This is a genomic window from Sanyastnella coralliicola, assembly GCF_030845195.1.
Taxonomy (GTDB): Bacteria; Bacteroidota; Bacteroidia; order Flavobacteriales_D; family Sanyastnellaceae; genus Sanyastnella; species Sanyastnella coralliicola.
In genome coordinates this window covers 508,462-526,548 of record NZ_CP132543.1, presented here as the reverse complement: position 1 = coordinate 526,548, position 18,087 = coordinate 508,462, and the positions used below count along the sequence as shown (strand labels likewise).

Sequence of the window (18,087 nt, the reverse complement as noted above, 5' to 3'; positions counted from 1 at the left end):
CGGAATACCTTGATGCAAAAGCCTTCATGGTTTCTCATCCTTGAAGATGACGAGGGACGCATAGGCTTAGGTGAATGCTCTACTATTCCTACGCTTAGCATCGATAGTGAAGAGGAGATTGAGCAAACCCTCCAGTCTTACAATAAGAGATTTTCTTTAGCGGAGTTCGATTCGACTTCACTGAAACACCTTCCAGCTTTACGCTTCGGAATGGAGTGTTGCGTGAGAAGCTATAAGGCCGAAGATCCTTACAAACTCTACCCTTCTGATTTCACCAACGGTCAACAAGACATTCCGATGAACGGATTGATCTGGATGGACGATCACGAGGGGTTATTCGCTCAGATTGAGCGTCTGGTAGCCGAAGGCTTTTCCATTCTCAAGATGAAGATTGGCGCAAGAGATCATGAATTGGAACTTGATTTCTTGAGAAAATTCAGAGAACGCTATCCCGCTTCTGATTTCGAATTACGTGTGGATGCTAATGGAGCTTATACGCCAGAAAATGCGCTATCTAAACTGAATGACCTCGCCCCGTTCGAAATTCACTCTATCGAACAACCGATCAAAGCGGGGCAGCATGAGGCTATGGCTGATTTGTGCGCTGCTACCCCAATTCCCATCGGACTGGATGAAGAGCTCATCAACTGTGATGATATCGATGCGCTGCTTGACATGATCAAGCCGCAGTACCTGATCCTCAAGCCAAGTCTTATTGGCGGTTTGGGTGTGGCTGATTCTTTTGTCGCTAGCGCGGAATCGCGTGGGATCAAGTGGTGGGCAACTTCTGCACTGGAATCGAACGTTGGCCTCAATGCCATTGCACAATGGTGTGCCGTCTCTGGAAATCCATTGCCGCAAGGATTAGGGACGGGACGTCTCTTCCACAACAACATTGATTCACCACTGGAAGTCAAGAACGCCGCCTTGCATTATGGCGACGCATCATGGAAATTTGATTTCTGATGGTCAAATTGATCTTCCATAACCAACGTATCAACCCGCTCACTGAAGACTTGTCTGGTGACGACAACTTTGTAAATGAGATCAATGCCGCGCTCCAAGATTGGCGCGATCAGAAAAAACTGGAGATCAGCACTTCCGGATCTACCGGACAACCAAAAGTCATCACGCATTCACTCGAAGCAGTGAAGGAAAGCATTCGAATGACACGTTCATTCTTTCAAATTGAGGAAGGAGCTGAGGTGTTGTTGTGCTTACCTATATCAAAGATTGCTGGACGAATGATGCTCTACCGGGCGCTTGATTCTGGATGGAATGTGCACGTAACAGCGCCCAGCTCAAATCCGCTAGCTGGAATAAATACGTCGTTTGACTTCGTGGCCATGACCCCTATGCAAGTGGAGTGTTCACTTGAAGAACCCGCTTTTCACAACATGAAAACACTCATCATTGGAGGAGCCCCAGCCTCTGACCAACTGATCGAAGCTCTTCAAAAAACTCCTGTCCGAGCCTTTGAAACGTATGGTATGACGGAGACCATTACCCACATTGCGGCCAGACAACTATCCCCAGAATTCAGTACTTCTTTTCGCGCTTTGCCAGGTGTCCGATTCCGCGCTAGCGAGAACAACACGCTCATAATAGACACACCACACGTTGGTACCATTGAAACCACAGATGTGATCAAACTTCATGATGAACATCGTTTCATCTGGCTCGGTCGTGCCGACAACATCATTAATACAGGTGGCATCAAATTGCAGCCAGAAGTGATTGAAGAGAAACTGCGCGCGCTGATCACTGAACGTTTCTATGTTATCGGCAGGCCCGATGCGACTCTAGGTAGCGCTGTTACTTTGGTGATCGAGGCCTCATCAAGAAATGTTGACGATCTCCTTGGGCAAATGAAAGCAGTACTTGATAGATTTGAAGTCCCAAAAAACGTGGAGTTCAGTCCACAATTTGAAGAAACCATCACCGGAAAGGTCATTCGAAAATGAAAGAGATCGTTTTTGCCACGAACAATGAAAATAAGCGTCTCGAAGTAGCGCAGATGTTAGGCGATGCCTACCACATCAGAACATTGAAAGATTTCGGGATCACAGAAGATATTCCAGAAGACGCACCCACCCTCGAAGGGAATGCGAAGATCAAGGCGCGTTTCATCGCAGAGAAATATGACGTCAATGTTTTCGCTGACGACACCGGCCTTGAAGTCGATGCCTTAGACGGAGCACCAGGAGTCATTACCGCGCGTTATGCTGGTCCGGCCAAGAGAGCAGAAGACAACATGGCGAAGCTCTTGACTGAGTTGCAGGGCAAAGAAGATCGATCAGCCCAGTTTCGCACGGCCATTTGTTTGATTATTGATGGCGAGGAGTATCTCTTTGAAGGTATTTGTAGAGGCGCTATCGCGGAAGCGAAAAGTGGTTCAGAGGGATTTGGGTATGACCCGGTATTCACTCCTGAGGGGGAGACACGCACCTTTGCTGAGATGGAACAGGCCGAGAAGAACCTGATTTCTCATCGCGGATTAGCCGTTCAAAAGCTGATCACATTCCTGCGTGAACGCGGGCAATAAGCACTTAACTATTCATTCATAGACTTCGAATTGCGCGAGAAAGAATGGGTTTCGTAACTTGCGCGGTCTAACCATTTGCATATGGCGATCTACCTCGATTTTGAAGAACCGATCAAGGAACTAAAAGAGCAGCTTGAGAAAACTCGCGAGCTCAGTGAAAAAGACCAGATCAAAGGCGATATCAGCAGCCGCACGAAGGAGCTGGAAGGCCTGATCGAAGAGACGACCAAGGAGATCTTTACGAACCTGACTCCATGGCAACGTGTACAGCTTTCACGTCATCCTGAACGTCCTTATACCCTATCATACATTGAAGCCATCACTGATGGAAATTTCGTTGAACTCCACGGAGATCGTACTGTCAAAGATGACAAGGCGATGGTTGGTGGTTTCGGAATGATTGGTGACCAATCAGTTATGCTGATTGGACAGCAGAAAGGTGTGAATACCAAGATGCGTCAGTTCCGCAACTTCGGAATGGCGAATCCAGAAGGATACCGCAAAGCACTTCGTCTGATGAAGTTGGCGGAGAAATTCAACAAGCCAGTTGTGACCTTCATTGATACTCCAGGGGCTTTCCCAGGACTAGAAGCGGAAGAGCGCGGACAAGGAGAAGCGATTGCACGCAACTTGTTTGAGATGATCAACCTTCGTGTTCCAATCATTTGCATCATCATTGGAGAAGGTGCATCTGGAGGTGCCTTGGGAATTGGAATTGGTGACCGCGTATTGATGTTGGAAAACACTTGGTACAGCGTCATCTCTCCAGAGTCTTGTTCATCTATCCTATGGAGAAGCTGGGACTACAAGAAGGAAGCAGCAAGTGCATTGAAGTTGACTTCAGAAGACATGCTGTCTAACGGATTGATTGACGGAATCATCAACGAACCTTTGGGTGGTGCACACACTGATCCTGATGCGATGTTTGGCATCGTCAAAAAGGAGATTCAGGCGCACCTTGGCAAGTTGATGAAAACCAAGGCAGACAAGCGAATCGACCAACGCATCAAGAAATTTAGTGCGATGGGCGTATTCGAAGGAAAAAAATAGTGACCTCCTTTAAATAGGAACGTCTGAAGCATATGCTGTTATGAACAAAAACTGACGGAGAACTATTTCGCAAACTCCGCAGGTAATGTTACTTTTGCAGCAATTTTGAATCGGTAATTAAGAATACCTAATTAAACCCCTTCCTAATGAAGACGACGATCTTTCAAGTCTTTTCGTTCGTAGCATTTGCGCTTCTTCTATCAGCCTGTGGAGGCCTTGGTAAGATGGAAAAGCACATCGAAGAATTGAATGCCAAAGCAGAGCCAGAACCACTCATCGTACGTGGTGACATGGTTGAGGTGAACATCACAGGACGTTTCCCTGAGAAGTACTTCCACAAGAAAGTAGTAGTAGAAGCTACTCCAGTATTGGTATACGATGGCGGTGAGTCAGTTTACCCAAAGCAAGGATACCAAGGTGAAGACGCTGCTGGTAACTACGAAGTGATTCCTTACGAAGCAGGAAAGAGCTTCTCATACACTGAGAGCGTTCCTTTCGAGCCAGGAATGGAGAACTCGACATTGGAGCTACGTATTTCTGGTACTAAAGGAAATCAAGCTGCGACATTCGATCCACTACCTGTAGGAACTGGGGTAATCACTACTCCATATTTGGTACAGAGTGACGATATGTTCTTGATCGCTGAAGACAACTTCCAGCGTGTTCTTTCATACACGAAGGAAGCAACAGTAAACTACGCTTACAACTCTTCAAGCGTACGTTCTTCTGAGCTTCGTGACCAAGACATCAAAGACATGGCAGAGTTCGTGAAGTTCGCTGCAGAGCATGACAGCATCACGATCACAGGAACAAACGTTGAAGCATACGCATCTCCAGAAGGTGAGATCACATTGAACGAAGACCTTGCACAAGAACGTGCTGAGTCTGCGAACAAGATCATCGCGAAGGAAATGAAGCGTCGTAAAATCGCTCCTGAAAACGCGGATGCATTCTACATGAACGTTCCTAAGGGTGAAGACTGGGAGGGATTCAAGGAATTGATGCAGCAGTCTAGCATTGAAGACAAAGAGTTGATCCTTTCAGTTCTTTCAATGTACTCTGACAAGAACAAGCGCGAGCAGGAGATCAAGAACATCTCTAAGACATACAAGGAGATCGAAAAAGACATCCTTCCATCACTTCGTCGTTCACAGATCGTAGTTAACTACGACGTAGAAGGATACACTGATGCTGAGTTGATTGACCTTTCGAAGTCTAACCCAGACATCCTTACTATCGAAGAGCTTCTATTTGCGGCAACGTTGTTCGAAAACTTGAACGACAAGCTAGAGGTTTACGAGAACGCTGAGCGTGTTCACCCGAACGATTACCGTGCTGCGAACAACGTAGGGTACTGCTTGATGATGCAGAACAAGATGGGTGAGGCGAAGAGCCAGTTCGAAAAAGCGAACAACCTAGAAAGCAACGCCGTTTCAATGAACAACCTTGGGTGTATCGCTCGTCTTGAAGGAGACCGCGAGAAAGCAATGGAGATGTTCAACGGAGCTTCTGCTGCAGGTTCAGCAGTAAACTACAACAAAGGAATCGTGATGATCCAAACTGGTGACTACGATTCAGCAATCAGCAACATGGGTAACAACAACACATTCAACCGTGCACTAGCACAGGTATTGAACGGTGATGTTTCAGGAGCAAAGTCTACAATGGACGCATCAGGAGACGATTCAGCAATTGCTGATTACCTACGTGCAATCATCGCTGCTCGCAACAACTCAGGAGCTGACGTACTTAGCAACCTAACGAAAGCAGTAGAGAAAGACGGATCACTCGCTAACAAAGCGAAAATGGATCTTGAATTCCGCAACTACAAAGACCAGTTCACTTTCTAAGAAAGAGAACCAACGATATGAAGAGGCCTCGCTTAGCGGGGCCTTTTTTTGTGCGTTTCTGTTTGGGTTTGCTAAATTCGGAACTAGCATTAATTAACTGAAATGAACGTACAGGACGTCCAAATTACCCCTGAGTTCAAGAAAATGGCCCGCCGATCGATTTACGGAATCGCTTTCTTCTTGCTCATCTATCTCATCGTATTCGTATTGGCGCTTGCCCTCACGGCCGCTTGTGCTGTTGGTGGTATCGCCATTGTAGCCGCAGCTCCCCGAATCATCTCTCTAATCTTGGGATTAGGTGTTGCCAGTTTTGGAGTTCTGATTCTCATTTTCCTGATCAAGTTCTTATTCTCTGGAAAGAAAGTTGATCGCTCTCACCTTATGGAGATTAAACGAGATGATGAGCCCAAGCTGTTCGCAATGATCGATGACATCGTTGCGCAAGTAGATACGTCGTTTCCGAAGCATGTCTACATCTCTCATGAAGTGAATGCTTACGTTTTCTTCAGCTCGAACTTCTGGAGCATGTTCATTCCAACGAGGAAGAACCTCACGATTGGCTTAGGATTGGTTGCCAGTTGTACGGAGGATGAATTGAAAGCCATTCTGTCTCACGAATTCGGACACTTCTCTCAAAAGTCAATGAAGGTAGGAAGCTACATCTACCACGTGAATAGAGCAGTCTACAACATGATTTACGAGAACGACGGGTTCAGCAAGGCAGTAGAAAGTTGGGCTTCATGGAGTGCTATCATCGCCTTCATAGTGACCTTGGCTGTTCAAGTCATCAAGGGGATTCAATGGCTACTTTCGACCGTTTATGGAGTAGTCAACAAAAATTACATGGCACTATCTCGTGAAATGGAGTTTCATGCCGATGAAATCGCGGCTTGTGTAACGGGATACATTCCATTGAAGGAATCATTATTAAGATTGACATTAGCCGACAGCAGCCAGAATCATGTACTCGAGTTCTACAATGGAGATCAGCGTCAATTGACCAGTTCGAATCTATTTGATGAACAGCTTTTCGTAATGCGGCACATTGCTGAGAAAGAAGAACTCAAACTTCGTAAAGGTTTGCCCGTGGTTACCCTAGAAAAGCTTGATTCATTTAATACATCCAAACTCGTTATTGAAGATCAATGGGCCTCGCATCCAAGTATGAAAGATCGTATTGACCGAATGACTGCAACCGGGTTGGATGCTGAGCCACAGCACAACGACGGTGCCCAGTCATTGTTCGCAGATATCCGTTCATTACAAGAGAAGGTGACGAAGCAGCTCTTCGATAAAGCTTATGAAGGAGCATCCAGAACAGCGATTAGTCCGAATCAGTTCCGGGAGTATTTCATAGAGCAGCTCCGAACGAATGATTTGCCTGAGATATTCAACGGATACTACGACAACCACGCGCCTCTGATCTTTGACCTTGAAACAGTGGAGCGAGGAGAAGAACACCTGACTCTATCCAACATCTTTACTGATGAACGCGCTGCTTTTGTGAAGGAAATGCAAACACTCAACGATGATCTTGAAATAATTCGACAGATCTCTGAAAAGCAAATTCCGGTGAAGACCTTCGATTATGATGGCAATCGATTCAAAAGGAAGGAGGCTAAGACACTTATCAGTATACTCGAAAAGAAGGCTGAGGGACGCATGGAGAAGGTCAAGACTTTTGATATCGAGGCTTACCAATTCTTCTTAGGCTCAGCAAAAACTGAAGAACAAAAGCAGAAGCTTAAGGATCACTATGCCCAGTGGTTCGGCATTGAGAATCTGCAAGAGGAAGAGAGCGAAGTCATCAGTAGCATCTTCAAGTTTTTTGAGTTCATTGGCCAACCACACGACGAGAGTCAAACAAGAGGACAGATTCTATTGCTCAAAGAGTCTACAGATAAATTGAGAGAGAAGGCCCAAGCCCTGCTTGATGACGATCGAATTAAATCGCAACTCCACAATGACCTTCTAACCCACCTGGAAACATTTCTTTCCCGCACATGGAGATACCATTCTCAAGGTGAATACAATGAAGAATCAATCAATGCACTATGGATGGCAGTACACGCCTACATGGGTGCCGTCAGGATGAAATACGATAACTACGTCCGCGATCTCATTGAGTATCAGGCGACGTTGGTCATTGAGCAGTAGACGGTAGACGGTAGACGGTGGACGGTAGACGGTGGACGGTGGACTGTGGACTGTGGACTGTGGACTGTGGAACGGAAGAATAATAAATAAGGAATCGTGATTAGTGAATTGTGAATGTTCATTCACTACGCACCACGAACTACGAACTACGAACCAGGAACTACGCACCACGAACCACGAACTCCCTTCAACCAGATTACCCACCGGGCAATCTCTACATCGTTACAAGAGAAAGAAGCGTCGCGCAAAGCGCAACGAAAACTCAGTCCACAGTCCACGGTCCACGGTCCACTCCTAAAAGATAATCTTCCTTGAACGCCCTCGGCGTGCCGGCTTATATCTGCGGCGCTTTGGGTTGAATTTGTTCTTGTACTGATCTGCCAGAAGGAAGTGTACTTTGAACGTTGCGGTCATGTACCCATCATCATCTGTGGGGTCACCGCGTTGTTGACCTGGGGCTGTGACGTTGCTTCCTAGTCCGCCTTGGGCTGGACCTAGGGCTGGATTGGAGAGGTAGTAGGCTACTTCCCCTTCGTCGCCACCGAGGTATAGTTGGATATCGTTTGGATCAAAATAGTCTGTACTTACATCATCGATGTAGTCAGTGAAGGTGTAGCGGTACATGACCTCGATACCAAAACTCATTTGGTGTGAGAGGCGCATGGTGTAAGCCAAACCAAGCGGAATATTCATGGAGAATCGTCCATACTCATCTGGACCATCAGGTAATCCTTGGCCTTCTGTTCTTAACGGACGAAGTTCAATCCACTGCCCATCAAGGAGTGTTTTTGGGTTATAGTTGAATACACCCAATCCCCCAAAGACATAGAAGCTACTTCCTTGGTAGCGCCATCCTTTGGCTCCTTTAATGTCGTAGATATGTCCTTTCTTCTTGTTGATAGGAAGCTCTAGTTCCGCCATCAAGGCGAACTCCCAAATGTTCGAACGGAAGTTGAGGTTACGGTTGTTTCGGAAGGGTTCTTCCGTCAACTTATCATCTCCCTGAACTTGGAGAAAACTGAAGTCTCCGCGAAGGTGGATTTGCTTGTAGAGCGTGTATTTATAGCCGATCGTGGCCGCCCAACGGGTTTCACTCAACTCTAGGTCCTGGAAGTCATCGGTACCGATAGCGTCCTTCCCTCCTAGCTCACCTAGGAAGTTCGAAGCACCAAATCCAATCGACAGCTGATGGCGGTTGTCTTCCCATTTGTCTTTATCGAAAAACTGGGCAGAAGACGACATTGACGCCAAGGCGAAAGCCAGCAACACTATGTAACGGATCGGTCTCAATGCACTCAAAAATAACACTTTCGTCGAGCTATCACGCATTTAGACTCGAAAGTCCTGTGCAACGCATGTATTCCCATACGACGATACCTGTGCATACGGAAACGTTCAAGGAATGTTTGGTCCCAAATTGAGGTAGCTCAATGATCAAGTCTGCGAGGTCTACAATTTCTTGTGTTACCCCCTTGACTTCATTCCCCATGACCACGGCCCATTTGTCATTTGAAGAAGGCTTCCAGTCTTCCAACATCGTTGATCCTTCCACCTGTTCGATGACCGCGATTTTCCAGCCCTCCTGTTGCATTGAGCGCAGGTGTGCGGGCAAGTCTTCATAGTGTTCCCATGCCATGCTATTCTCGGCGCCAATAGCGGTTTTCGAGATATCACGATGGGGTGGTTTCGCGGTGATTCCTCCTAGTACGATTTGATCCAGACGAAACGCATCGGCGGTGCGGAATACCGAACCAATGTTGTTTCCGCTGCGGATGTTATCGAGTACAATGCGAAAAGGAAGCTTGTTAGCTTCCTTAAACGCGTTTTCAGTCATGCGACCGAGGTCGCTCAGTATTAATTTCTTTCTCACGATTACTTGATCACGAAGAAGTATGGCATGTGCGCTTGAATCATCTCTTCACCAGTAGCCATGTTCTTCACTTGCATCATTTGATCAATGTACGCAGCATCCACTCCTGTTTCTTCAATGAAGGCATTCATTTGCGCCGTCGCACCGAATTCCTTCAATAGCTCTTCAAATGGATCTATCATGCGTGGAAGATCTTTCACTTCATAGTTCTCTAGCTCTGCCATCGTAGCCGCTTCCGCGATAGCGTCTTCTAGATCACCAAACTCATCAACCAAACCAATCTTCTTAGCTGCTGTTCCAGACCAAACACGACCCTGAGCAATGGAATCAACCTCTGCTGTTGTCATGCCTCTTCCTTCGGCAACACGCTGCAAGAATTCATCGTAAACGTCGACGATCATTTCATCAATCCACTCTTTTTCATCTTCAGCGAGCGGACGAGTAGCAGAAAGGATTCCTGCGTGACCGTTGGTGCTTACGCGATCGAAGGTGATGCCGATCTTGTTCTCAAACATCTTCTCCATGTTCGGAATGATGCCGAATACACCGATCGAACCTGTGATGGTATTTTCGTTGGCGTAGATCTTGTCTGCTCCTGCGGCAATGTAGTAACCACCTGAAGCCGCTAGGTCTCCCATGGAAACCACAAATGGCTTGCCTGCTTCTTTGATCAATTGTGTTTCTCTCCAGATTACGTCACTCGCTAGCGCGGAACCGCCAGGGCTATTCACGCGAAGAACGACTGCCTTCACATCGTCATCCAAACGCGCATCACGAAGCGCACGTGCGATACGATCAGAACCAATCGTTTGATCGTCTCCTTCCCCACTTTGAATTTGACCTACAGCATAAATCACTGCTACTTCATCGTCAGTAGACTCTTCCATCTCCGTAAAGTCAGTCTTACCACCAGCGAAGTGGTAATCTTGAAGCGTCACAAAGCGAACCTCGCCATCATCAGAGAAATCCCACTTTCGCTTCTTCTCTTCCTCTCCTTCTTCTTTTTCTTCTTCCTCTATGGCTCGTCCAGAACGTTCAAGCAGCATATCAAGAATTTCATCGCGGTACTTCAAACCATCGATCAATCCATTGGAAACAGCTTCTTCTGCCAACCCGATTTCAAGGTTATCTGCTAGTGTGTTCAGTTGATCAGAAGACAGGTTTCGTGAAGCGCCCATTTCGATGACCATCTGATTCCATATATCACCAAGGAAAGCCTCAATCTGTTCGCGGTTTGCTTCAGACATTTCGTCTAACATGAAGGTCTCGACAGCACTCTTGTACTTGTTACCCGGACCACGAACGATTTGTACATCTACCTCGAGCTTATCTAACATATTCTTGAAGAACATCAGCTCAGTGTACAAACCGAAGAATTCCATTTGTCCTTCTGGGTAGAGGTACACCTCATCCGCAGCTGAAGCGATGTAGTAAGCGCTCTGCGTGTATCCTTCTCCGTAAGAGATTACCCACTTCCCGCTTTCCTTAAACTTCACAATCGCTTGGCGGACATCCTGAAGCGTTGATGGAGACCCCATCACACCACTCAAATCAAGGAAGATCCCTTCAATGCGATCATCTCCCGCTGCCGCATCAATGTCTTCAAGGATATGGTTCAGTCCTAAGTTTACCTCAGGCTCGAATGTATTCAGGTTGAATTTGAAATCTTTGTCATTCCCACGTTCTACAATGGGGTCGTTCAACTCAATGTGAAGTACAGATTGATCTTTGACTGAGACACTCTTGCCTCCTTCAATATCCTGCATGGCACCGCTAATTGCAGCTCCAATCATCGCCGTTACGATGAAGATCAAAAGCAGTCCTACTGCTAAGAATGAAAGTGCGCTTCCTAATAGTGAAGCGAACACTGTTTTTCCGAATGTCATTTTACTCATAGCACATCTTTACAAGCTCAAAGATAGAAGGAGGATTCACAAGAGAAACAAGGGTTTTGGTGAGTGGAAAAAGGGAGTAGTTCAACGGTTCTTTTGAAGGACTCGGTGACCCCGGCGTCCGGCATCCGGCATCCGTGAAGTGCACACGTAGAAGGTTAGCTCAAGGGGTGTGAATGCAGTTTACAGAATGCAGATCGCGGCAAGCAACAAGCACGGACGCCGGATGCCGGACGCCGGATCTCAAGCTTTAACCCGAGTAACACCTCTTTTGTATGGCGCCCGAATCAACTCCTCCATGCGAAGGAAGTCATCTTCATTGTTGACGAAATCAACGTCTGAGGTATCGATGACGACCGTGCGCATTTTGCGGTGTTGCTTCATGAAGGTGAAGTAACTCTTGTCGATGTTCTTGAGGTACTTGTCTGTGATCTCTTGCTCGAAGGTTCGACCGCGTTTCTTGATGTTGGCTTGCAGTTGTTCGATGGGGAGGTAGAGATAAACAAGCAGTTCCGGTTTCGGGATGTTGCTCTCTACAATTTTGAAGAGCTGCATGAAGAGGTCAAACTCTTCTGGTTGCAGGTTGGCGCGAGCGAAGATGTAGCATTTGTTGATGAAGTAGTCAGATACCACTTCACTTTGGAAGAGGTTTCTGCTGGCCAGTACCTCTTTCAATTGGCTGAATCGTTCAGCGAGGAAGCTTAGCTCTACCGGAAAGGAGTATCGATCAGGGTTTTTGTAGAAGTGTTCCAGGAACGGATTTTCGGCAAACTCCTCCAAGACCAAACGCGCATTGTGCTTCTCTGCCAAGCGTGTTGCCAAAGAAGTTTTGCCGGCACCAATGTTACCTTCGATCGTTATATAACTGTATGGGAGGGCCATTTCTTTACTTCCGTATTATCATCACAAGCTTCCAACAACGAAGCTATCGAACTTCCATGAACTGGGTGAATGAAATCAGGGATGAGTTCGTTCAAAGGTTCCAACACAAACCGACGTTTCGGAATCCCAGGATGCGGCACCAATAGGTCTGCTTGATCGATAACTTCATCATCAAAAAGCAAAATATCAATATCGCAGGTCCGACTCTGATACCCATCCTTCGCCGATCGTTTTCGACCTAACAGTCGTTCAATCGAACGAATCTCATTCAGCACTTCGTCCGCAGACATCGCCGTTTCACAGATCACCACTTGATTCAAAAAATCAGGAGCATCCCCCATTCCCCAAGCGGCTGTTTCATAGATCGAACTCTCCGCCAATAGCGCACCCACGTAGTTCGCCAGATGCTTCCTTGTATACAAAAGAAACAACTCTCGCTGTCCGAGATTTCCGCCGATTCCTAGGGTGACTTTGTGCATGGCGGGCAAAGATATGACTCTTGGGCGTATGGCTTAGGGCTTAAGGCGTAAGTGAATGCTGAACCCAAGGAATAATAAATAATGAATCGTGATTAATGAATTTTGAATTGAATCATTCTTAGCTACGAACTACGAACCACGTACCACGAACTCATAAGGAACAGATTGCCCACGAGACAATCTCTACATTCGAAGGGGGCGTTAAAGCGTTGCGCAAGGCGCAACGAAAGCTCCAGTCCACAGTCCACGGTCCACAGTCCACGAGTACCTCCTTCATTCAACATTCCACACTCAACGTTCCACCACAATCCGCATTCCGCAATCCGCAATCCGCGATCCACTCCCCGCAATCCCTCCAAAGGGTGAGTTGAATTCATTTCGCAATCACTAACTTCGTGACTCAGCTAACGAACGAGTACACCAACACTATGAAACGCAGCGAGTTTATTAAGCTCAGCGCTGGGCTAGGCGCATTCTTCTCTCTTCCGACGGGGGCGCAAGTCTCCACCGATCAACTCAGTGAATTATTAAATGAAACCAAGGGTACGGGTAGTGCCGTTGGATTGGCTGTGGATCCGATTCCGACCGTGAATGTGGCGGTGATTGGGATTGGGAACCGTGGGAAGACCTTGCTTGATATGTTCGAGCTGTTGATCAAGAACGGACAAGCTAATGTGAGTGTCATCTGTGATCTTTCTGAAGAGAAAGTGGCCGAAGGGTTCATTGCCTTGGCTGGTAAGCAAACGGTGCTTCCTGACGCTATCGCGGAAGGACCTGACGGTTGGAAGAAAGTGGTGGAGCGTGAAGACGTTGATCTCGTGGTGATTTGTACTCCTTGGGAGTTGCATGCCGAGATGGCCCTATATGCCATGGAACAAGGAAAGCATGTGGCTTCGGAAGTTCCTGCTGCATACACCTTAGAAGATTGCTGGAAGATCATCCAGTTGGCTGAAGAGAAGCAAGTGCACCACATTATGTTGGAAAACTGCTGTTACAACGATGAAGAACTGTGGGTATTACAGATGATCTCTGAAGGTGTCTTTGGGGATTTGACCCATGCCGAGTGTGCTTACATACACGACCTCCGTCAGCTAATGATTGATGAGAAGTATTACCATGAGCGTTGGCGCTTGTATCATCATGAAGACCGCAATGGGAACCTGTATACCACGCATGGATTAGGTCCGGTAGCGATGTACTTTGATATTGGACGTGGTGACTACTTCAGTCATTTGGTTTCTATGAGTTCGCGTGAGGCTGCCTTGTCTGCCGCTACCGCGGGAACCGAGCTTCCTCAACAGTTTGCTCAGGGGGATATGAATACGACCTTGATCCGCACCTTCGGTGGGAAGACGATCATGTTGCAATTCGACACCCATACGGGACGACCTTACTCACGCATCAATACCGTATGTGGTACCAAGGCGGTGCATCAAGGATACCCTTCGAAGCTATACATCGATCACGGACCAACATGGGATTGGCATCAGTGGGTAGATGAAACGACCTACCAAGAATACCGTGAGCGTTACAAACACCCGTTCTGGAAAACCATGGGTGACGAGGCACGCGCCAAGAGTATCGGACATGGAGGGATGGACTTTATTATGATGTGGCGCCTGATTGACTGCCTTAATAAAGGATTGCCTCTTGATCTGAATGTATATGACGGAATGCTCTGGAGCGCGATTACCCCTCTCTCTGAGCTTTCAGTTGCTCAGAACAGTGCATCAATCGAAGTACCTGACTTTACGGCAGGCACTTGGAAGGTAAAAAGAGATCTAGAAATTATGCGCGGTTGATTAACCGATCAACTCAGCCATCTTAGCACCGATCTGCGCTGGAGAATCTACCACGTGGATTCCACATTCACGCATGATTTTCTTCTTCGCTTGCGCTGATTCTTCTTCACCAGAAACAATCGCTCCAGCGTGACCCATTGTACGTCCTTTCGGCGCTGTCTCCCCTGCGATGAATCCAACTACTGGTTTCGTACCGTGCTCTTTAATCCAACGTGCAGCTTTCACCTCAAGGTCACCACCAATCTCACCGATCATTACGATACCGTCAGTCTCAGGATCGTCCATGAAAAGTTGGATAGCTTCTAGAGTTGTAGTTCCGATGATTGGGTCACCACCGATACCGATTGCTGTTGATTGTCCCATACCCGCTTTCGTGATCTGGTCAACTGCTTCGTAAGTCAATGTACCCGACTTAGAAACGATACCGATACGTCCTGGGTTGAAGATGAATCCTGGCATGATACCAATCTTCGCTTCTCCAGCAGTAATGATTCCCGGACAGTTAGGTCCGATCATCGTACAATCAAGTTGGTCGATGTATTTCTTCACGCGAACCATGTCGTTCACTGGAATACCTTCTGTAATGGTAACGATCACTTTGATTCCTGCGTCAGCAGCTTCAAGAATCGCATCCGCTGCGAATGCTGGTGGAACGAAGATGATTGATACATCTGCTCCAGTAGCCTTCACAGCGTCTTCTACCGTATTGAAAACTGGCTTACCAAGGTGATCTTGCCCGCCTTTTCCTGGAGTAACTCCTCCTACGACGTTCGTTCCATATTCGATCATTTGGCCTGCGTGGAAACTTCCTTCGCTTCCCGTGAAGCCCTGTACGATCACTTTTGAATCTTTATTGACAAGTACGCTCATTGGTATCTTTTTTCTACGTGAATTCGAGCGCGAAAATAGAAAGGAAAAAGGAAAATCTACAGGGATTGGACGAAAGATTGTGAGAGGAACGCGGATCGCGGTTTGCGGATCGCGGAAGAGGTTCGCAGATCGCGGAATGCGGATCGCGGGAACAAGATCGTAGATCGCGGTGGAATAATAAATAAGGAATCGTGATTCATGAATAATGATTTACTATTAGCCACGAACTACAAACCACGAACCACGAACTGTCTACACCCAGATTGCCCTCGGTGCAATCTTTACGTCTGTTGTTAGATCAAGGGCGTTGCGCAAAGCGCAACGAAAGCCTCAGTCCACAGTCCACGGTCCACAGTCCACCGCAATCCGCAAACCTCTTCCGCGATCCGCGTTCCGCAATCCGCGTTCCGTCTCCCCCTCCGGGAAAACCCTGAGTTAAACTTCAGGGAATACACTGATTTTACACCTAACCACCTCAAAAACATAGCATTGAAGAACAATTGACCGAGTTCAATCACCTAGTTTCGTTGACGACAAAACCACAAACTAACCAACGATGCAAACTCGAATTCTACATTTCTTAGGCCTCATTTTGGCGTGCACACTAAGTGCGATTTCTATTCAAGCCCAAGACGGTTGTACTGACCCCCTAGCGTGTAACTATGACCTTAACGCCGTGAATGATGACGGTAGCTGCGAATACAACATCTTCATTCCATTCAATCCTGGTGATGGACCCGCCATTCTTTCTTGTGCCAACCCTCAGCCGGGTGTTTATCACATTGGAAATCAGGATTGTTTGGAGACGCTGATTGCGCTCGATCCGTATTGCGTGAACACCAATTGGGACGCCATTTGCCAGAATGACTATGAAGCATGCCTGGGATGCGATGAGTTGGTTTGGATGGTACCCTATGATTCAGCAAGTGCGCCTGCTATTCAAGGATGTGCCGATAACGTGCCTGAAGGTTATTACATTCCGGCTGATCAAACATGTCTCATTACGGTGTTGCAGAGCGACACCTATTGTACTCAGAATGCTTGGGATGTTCTTTGTCAAAACTCCTATGATCTCTGCGCTTTAGGTTGTTTGGGTAACTGGCACATTCCCATCTTCCCTGGGGCGAATCCTCCGGTCTATGCCTGTCAAACACCGGCGGGATATATGAGTTTCCCTCAGTATCAAGAATGCATTGAACAGACCATTGCAGCGAACCCAGAATGTCTCGTTTCTGGATGGAATGAAACCTGTGATGAAGCCTTCGACTGGTGCGCCTTTGGCTGTACAGACGCTCAATGGTTGCTACCTTATGATGCCACGTTGTTGGATGCGGAATATGGTTGTCCGCCAGCAGGAGATTACTACGTACCGGATCAAGACTGCTTGGAATCTATACTCGATTCAGATCTGTTCAGTATTTGCCTCACCAGTGACTTCACGGTGATCTGTGAAGAGGCATACAACTTCTGTCAGTACGGTTGCAGTTCCCCTGACTACTGGCTGCCTTATGAAACGGACATCTTGCCGGCCGTTATCTCATGTGATGACCCAGGGAACGACTATTACTTAGCCGATGCAGCTTGTCTCGAACCCATCATCGTTGACAACCCTGATTTCTTTGATAACAACTGGTCATTAGCTCTCAATAATGTCTACGAGCAATGTCTTCTGAATTGCAATTTCGGAGCCGAGTGGTACATCCCACTCATTCCAGGAATAGGTGTTAATCCAGCCGTATACGCTTGTTCTCGTCCATTAGGATACTGGGAAGCTGATCAAGACTGTGTTCTCGAAGTGATCTTATCAAACAACGACTTCGCCAACATTGATTGGACCAATGAAGCGCAAGAAATGTACAACCTCTGCGCTCTCGGCTGCCCTGATGCCACTTGGTACATTCCTGATGGAAATAATATTGGTCCGGCCATTCTCGCTTGCGAAGCACCTGAATTCTACAGCGCACCGATTGACTACTACTGTATGCTAGAAATCCTCGTTTCAGACGGATACTGTACTACTGGTGTATGGGATGACCTATGTAACAACGCCTACCTCATCTGCGCTAGTGTCGGTTGCACCTACGAGTGGGCCTGCAATTACAGTCCACTCGCCGTTGAAGACGACGGTACCTGCGGCCTCCCAGGATGTATGGATCCAACTGCGACTAACTACGATCCACAAGCCACTTGTGACGACTCCAGCTGTATCTACGTCAGCGACTGTCAAGCTGATTTCGACGGCAACGGCCAAGTAGATGCTGGAGATCTATTAACATTCCTAGCGTCCTTCGGGCTAGTTTGTGATTGACGCGGAATGTTGAGTCGAGAAGCGCGGAATCTGGGAGTGTCTTGGGTTTCGCGTTTTTTTACTCAAGGCGTTAGGCGTTAGGCTATAGGCGTTAGACGGTGGACCGTGGACCGTGGACCGTGGACCGTGGACCGGATGAATAATAAATAATGATTCATGATTAATGAATTGTGATTCGGATTTCGCCGTTTATTGACATCTCAACTGCACTAGATTGCCCACGGGGCAATCTCTACATGTGACCTTAAATCAAAACGAGTTGCGCAAGGCGCGACGAAAGTTCCAGTCCACTGTCCACTGTCCACAGTCCACGCTACCCCATTCATTCAACATTCAACCGCAATCCGCGATCTGCAATCCGCATTCCTAGTTCCGCGTTCCT

General features: G+C 47.2%; 14 protein-coding genes. 8 read left to right on the top strand and 6 right to left on the bottom strand.

Annotated elements, in window-relative coordinates; genetic code table 11:
• Positions 1–12 precede the first annotated feature (12 nt).
• The 6 genes from RA156_RS02185 to RA156_RS02160 all read left to right on the top strand — a co-directional run bounded on the left by RA156_RS02185 (position 13) and on the right by RA156_RS02160 (position 7,602).
• Positions 13–966, top strand: a complete 954-nt coding sequence (locus RA156_RS02185; protein ID WP_306642423.1) for an o-succinylbenzoate synthase — start codon at positions 13–15, stop codon at positions 964–966.
• Positions 966–1,964: an AMP-binding protein gene (locus tag RA156_RS02180; RefSeq protein ID WP_306642421.1), complete on the top strand. Its 999-nt coding sequence runs from the start codon at positions 966–968 to the stop codon at positions 1,962–1,964. Before RA156_RS02185 ends, RA156_RS02180 begins: the two co-directional genes overlap by 1 nt.
• Positions 1,961–2,545, top strand: coding sequence for an RdgB/HAM1 family non-canonical purine NTP pyrophosphatase (gene rdgB, locus RA156_RS02175; protein ID WP_306642419.1), 585 nt, complete (start codon positions 1,961–1,963; stop codon positions 2,543–2,545). The genes RA156_RS02180 and rdgB overlap by 4 nt, the downstream gene beginning before the upstream one ends.
• Before the next feature lie 81 nt (positions 2,546–2,626).
• Complete coding sequence (locus RA156_RS02170; protein ID WP_306642416.1) at positions 2,627–3,595, top strand: acetyl-CoA carboxylase carboxyltransferase subunit alpha; 969 nt, start codon at positions 2,627–2,629, stop codon at positions 3,593–3,595.
• A gap of 146 nt (positions 3,596–3,741) precedes the next feature.
• Entirely contained in the window at positions 3,742–5,445 is a 1,704-nt protein-coding gene (locus tag RA156_RS02165; RefSeq protein ID WP_306642414.1) for a hypothetical protein, read from the top strand.
• Positions 5,446–5,547: 102 nt separating this feature from the next.
• Positions 5,548–7,602 carry a M48 family metalloprotease gene (locus tag RA156_RS02160; protein WP_306642412.1) on the top strand — a complete coding sequence of 685 codons (2,055 nt, stop codon included), beginning with the start codon at positions 5,548–5,550 and terminating at the stop codon, positions 7,600–7,602.
• A gap of 294 nt (positions 7,603–7,896) precedes the next feature.
• Here the strand turns inward: RA156_RS02160 and RA156_RS02155 are convergent, their stop codons facing one another.
• From RA156_RS02155 to folK, 5 genes are all read right to left on the bottom strand, one after another.
• A complete protein-coding gene (locus RA156_RS02155; RefSeq protein ID WP_306642410.1) occupies positions 7,897–8,931 on the bottom strand; it encodes a DUF6089 family protein in 1,035 nt (344 codons plus the stop codon).
• Positions 8,924–9,472, bottom strand: a complete 549-nt coding sequence (locus RA156_RS02150; RefSeq protein ID WP_306642409.1) for a TrmH family RNA methyltransferase — start codon at positions 9,470–9,472, stop codon at positions 8,924–8,926. The genes RA156_RS02155 and RA156_RS02150 overlap by 8 nt, the downstream gene beginning before the upstream one ends.
• Positions 9,473–9,474: 2 nt before the next feature.
• Positions 9,475–11,367, bottom strand: coding sequence for a signal peptide peptidase SppA (gene sppA / locus RA156_RS02145; protein WP_306642408.1), 1,893 nt, complete (start codon positions 11,365–11,367; stop codon positions 9,475–9,477).
• 240 nt (positions 11,368–11,607) lie between these two features.
• Positions 11,608–12,174 carry a deoxynucleoside kinase gene (locus tag RA156_RS02140; RefSeq protein ID WP_306642407.1) on the bottom strand — a complete coding sequence of 189 codons (567 nt, stop codon included), beginning with the start codon at positions 12,172–12,174 and terminating at the stop codon, positions 11,608–11,610.
• A 47-nt stretch (positions 12,175–12,221) separates the two neighbouring features.
• Positions 12,222–12,725, bottom strand: a complete 504-nt coding sequence (gene folK, locus RA156_RS02135) for a 2-amino-4-hydroxy-6-hydroxymethyldihydropteridine diphosphokinase (RefSeq protein ID WP_306642405.1) — start codon at positions 12,723–12,725, stop codon at positions 12,222–12,224.
• A gap of 428 nt (positions 12,726–13,153) precedes the next feature.
• Here folK and RA156_RS02130 point away from each other — a divergent pair, with 428 nt between their 5' ends.
• Positions 13,154–14,527, top strand: a complete 1,374-nt coding sequence (locus tag RA156_RS02130) for a Gfo/Idh/MocA family protein (RefSeq protein WP_306642404.1) — start codon at positions 13,154–13,156, stop codon at positions 14,525–14,527.
• Here RA156_RS02130 and sucD read toward each other — a convergent pair whose 3' ends face one another.
• Complete coding sequence (gene sucD / locus RA156_RS02125) at positions 14,528–15,397, bottom strand: succinate--CoA ligase subunit alpha (protein WP_306642402.1); 870 nt, start codon at positions 15,395–15,397, stop codon at positions 14,528–14,530. It lies immediately after the preceding gene.
• A 556-nt stretch (positions 15,398–15,953) separates the two neighbouring features.
• Here sucD and RA156_RS02120 point away from each other — a divergent pair.
• Positions 15,954–17,705: a hypothetical protein gene (locus RA156_RS02120; protein ID WP_306642400.1), complete on the top strand. Its 1,752-nt coding sequence runs from the start codon at positions 15,954–15,956 to the stop codon at positions 17,703–17,705.
• The last annotated feature ends 382 nt before the right edge of the window (positions 17,706–18,087 follow it).

Bases quoted from the DNA above. Each gene is read 5' to 3' on its own strand.
- RA156_RS02185 (WP_306642423.1), top strand. From the start codon at position 13: ATGCAAAAGCCTTCATGGTTTCTCATCCTTGAAGATGACGAGGGACGC.
- RA156_RS02180 (WP_306642421.1), top strand. From the start codon at position 966: ATGGTCAAATTGATCTTCCATAACCAACGTATCAACCCGCTCACTGAA.
- rdgB (WP_306642419.1), top strand. From the start codon at position 1,961: ATGAAAGAGATCGTTTTTGCCACGAACAATGAAAATAAGCGTCTCGAA.
- RA156_RS02170 (WP_306642416.1), top strand. From the start codon at position 2,627: ATGGCGATCTACCTCGATTTTGAAGAACCGATCAAGGAACTAAAAGAG.
- RA156_RS02165 (WP_306642414.1), top strand. From the start codon at position 3,742: ATGAAGACGACGATCTTTCAAGTCTTTTCGTTCGTAGCATTTGCGCTT.
- RA156_RS02160 (WP_306642412.1), top strand. From the start codon at position 5,548: ATGAACGTACAGGACGTCCAAATTACCCCTGAGTTCAAGAAAATGGCC.
- RA156_RS02155 (WP_306642410.1), bottom strand. From the start codon at position 8,931: ATGCGTGATAGCTCGACGAAAGTGTTATTTTTGAGTGCATTGAGACCG.
- sppA (WP_306642408.1), bottom strand. From the start codon at position 11,367: ATGAGTAAAATGACATTCGGAAAAACAGTGTTCGCTTCACTATTAGGA.
- folK (WP_306642405.1), bottom strand. From the start codon at position 12,725: ATGCACAAAGTCACCCTAGGAATCGGCGGAAATCTCGGACAGCGAGAG.
- RA156_RS02130 (WP_306642404.1), top strand. From the start codon at position 13,154: ATGAAACGCAGCGAGTTTATTAAGCTCAGCGCTGGGCTAGGCGCATTC.
- sucD (WP_306642402.1), bottom strand. From the start codon at position 15,397: ATGAGCGTACTTGTCAATAAAGATTCAAAAGTGATCGTACAGGGCTTC.
- RA156_RS02120 (WP_306642400.1), top strand. From the start codon at position 15,954: ATGCAAACTCGAATTCTACATTTCTTAGGCCTCATTTTGGCGTGCACA.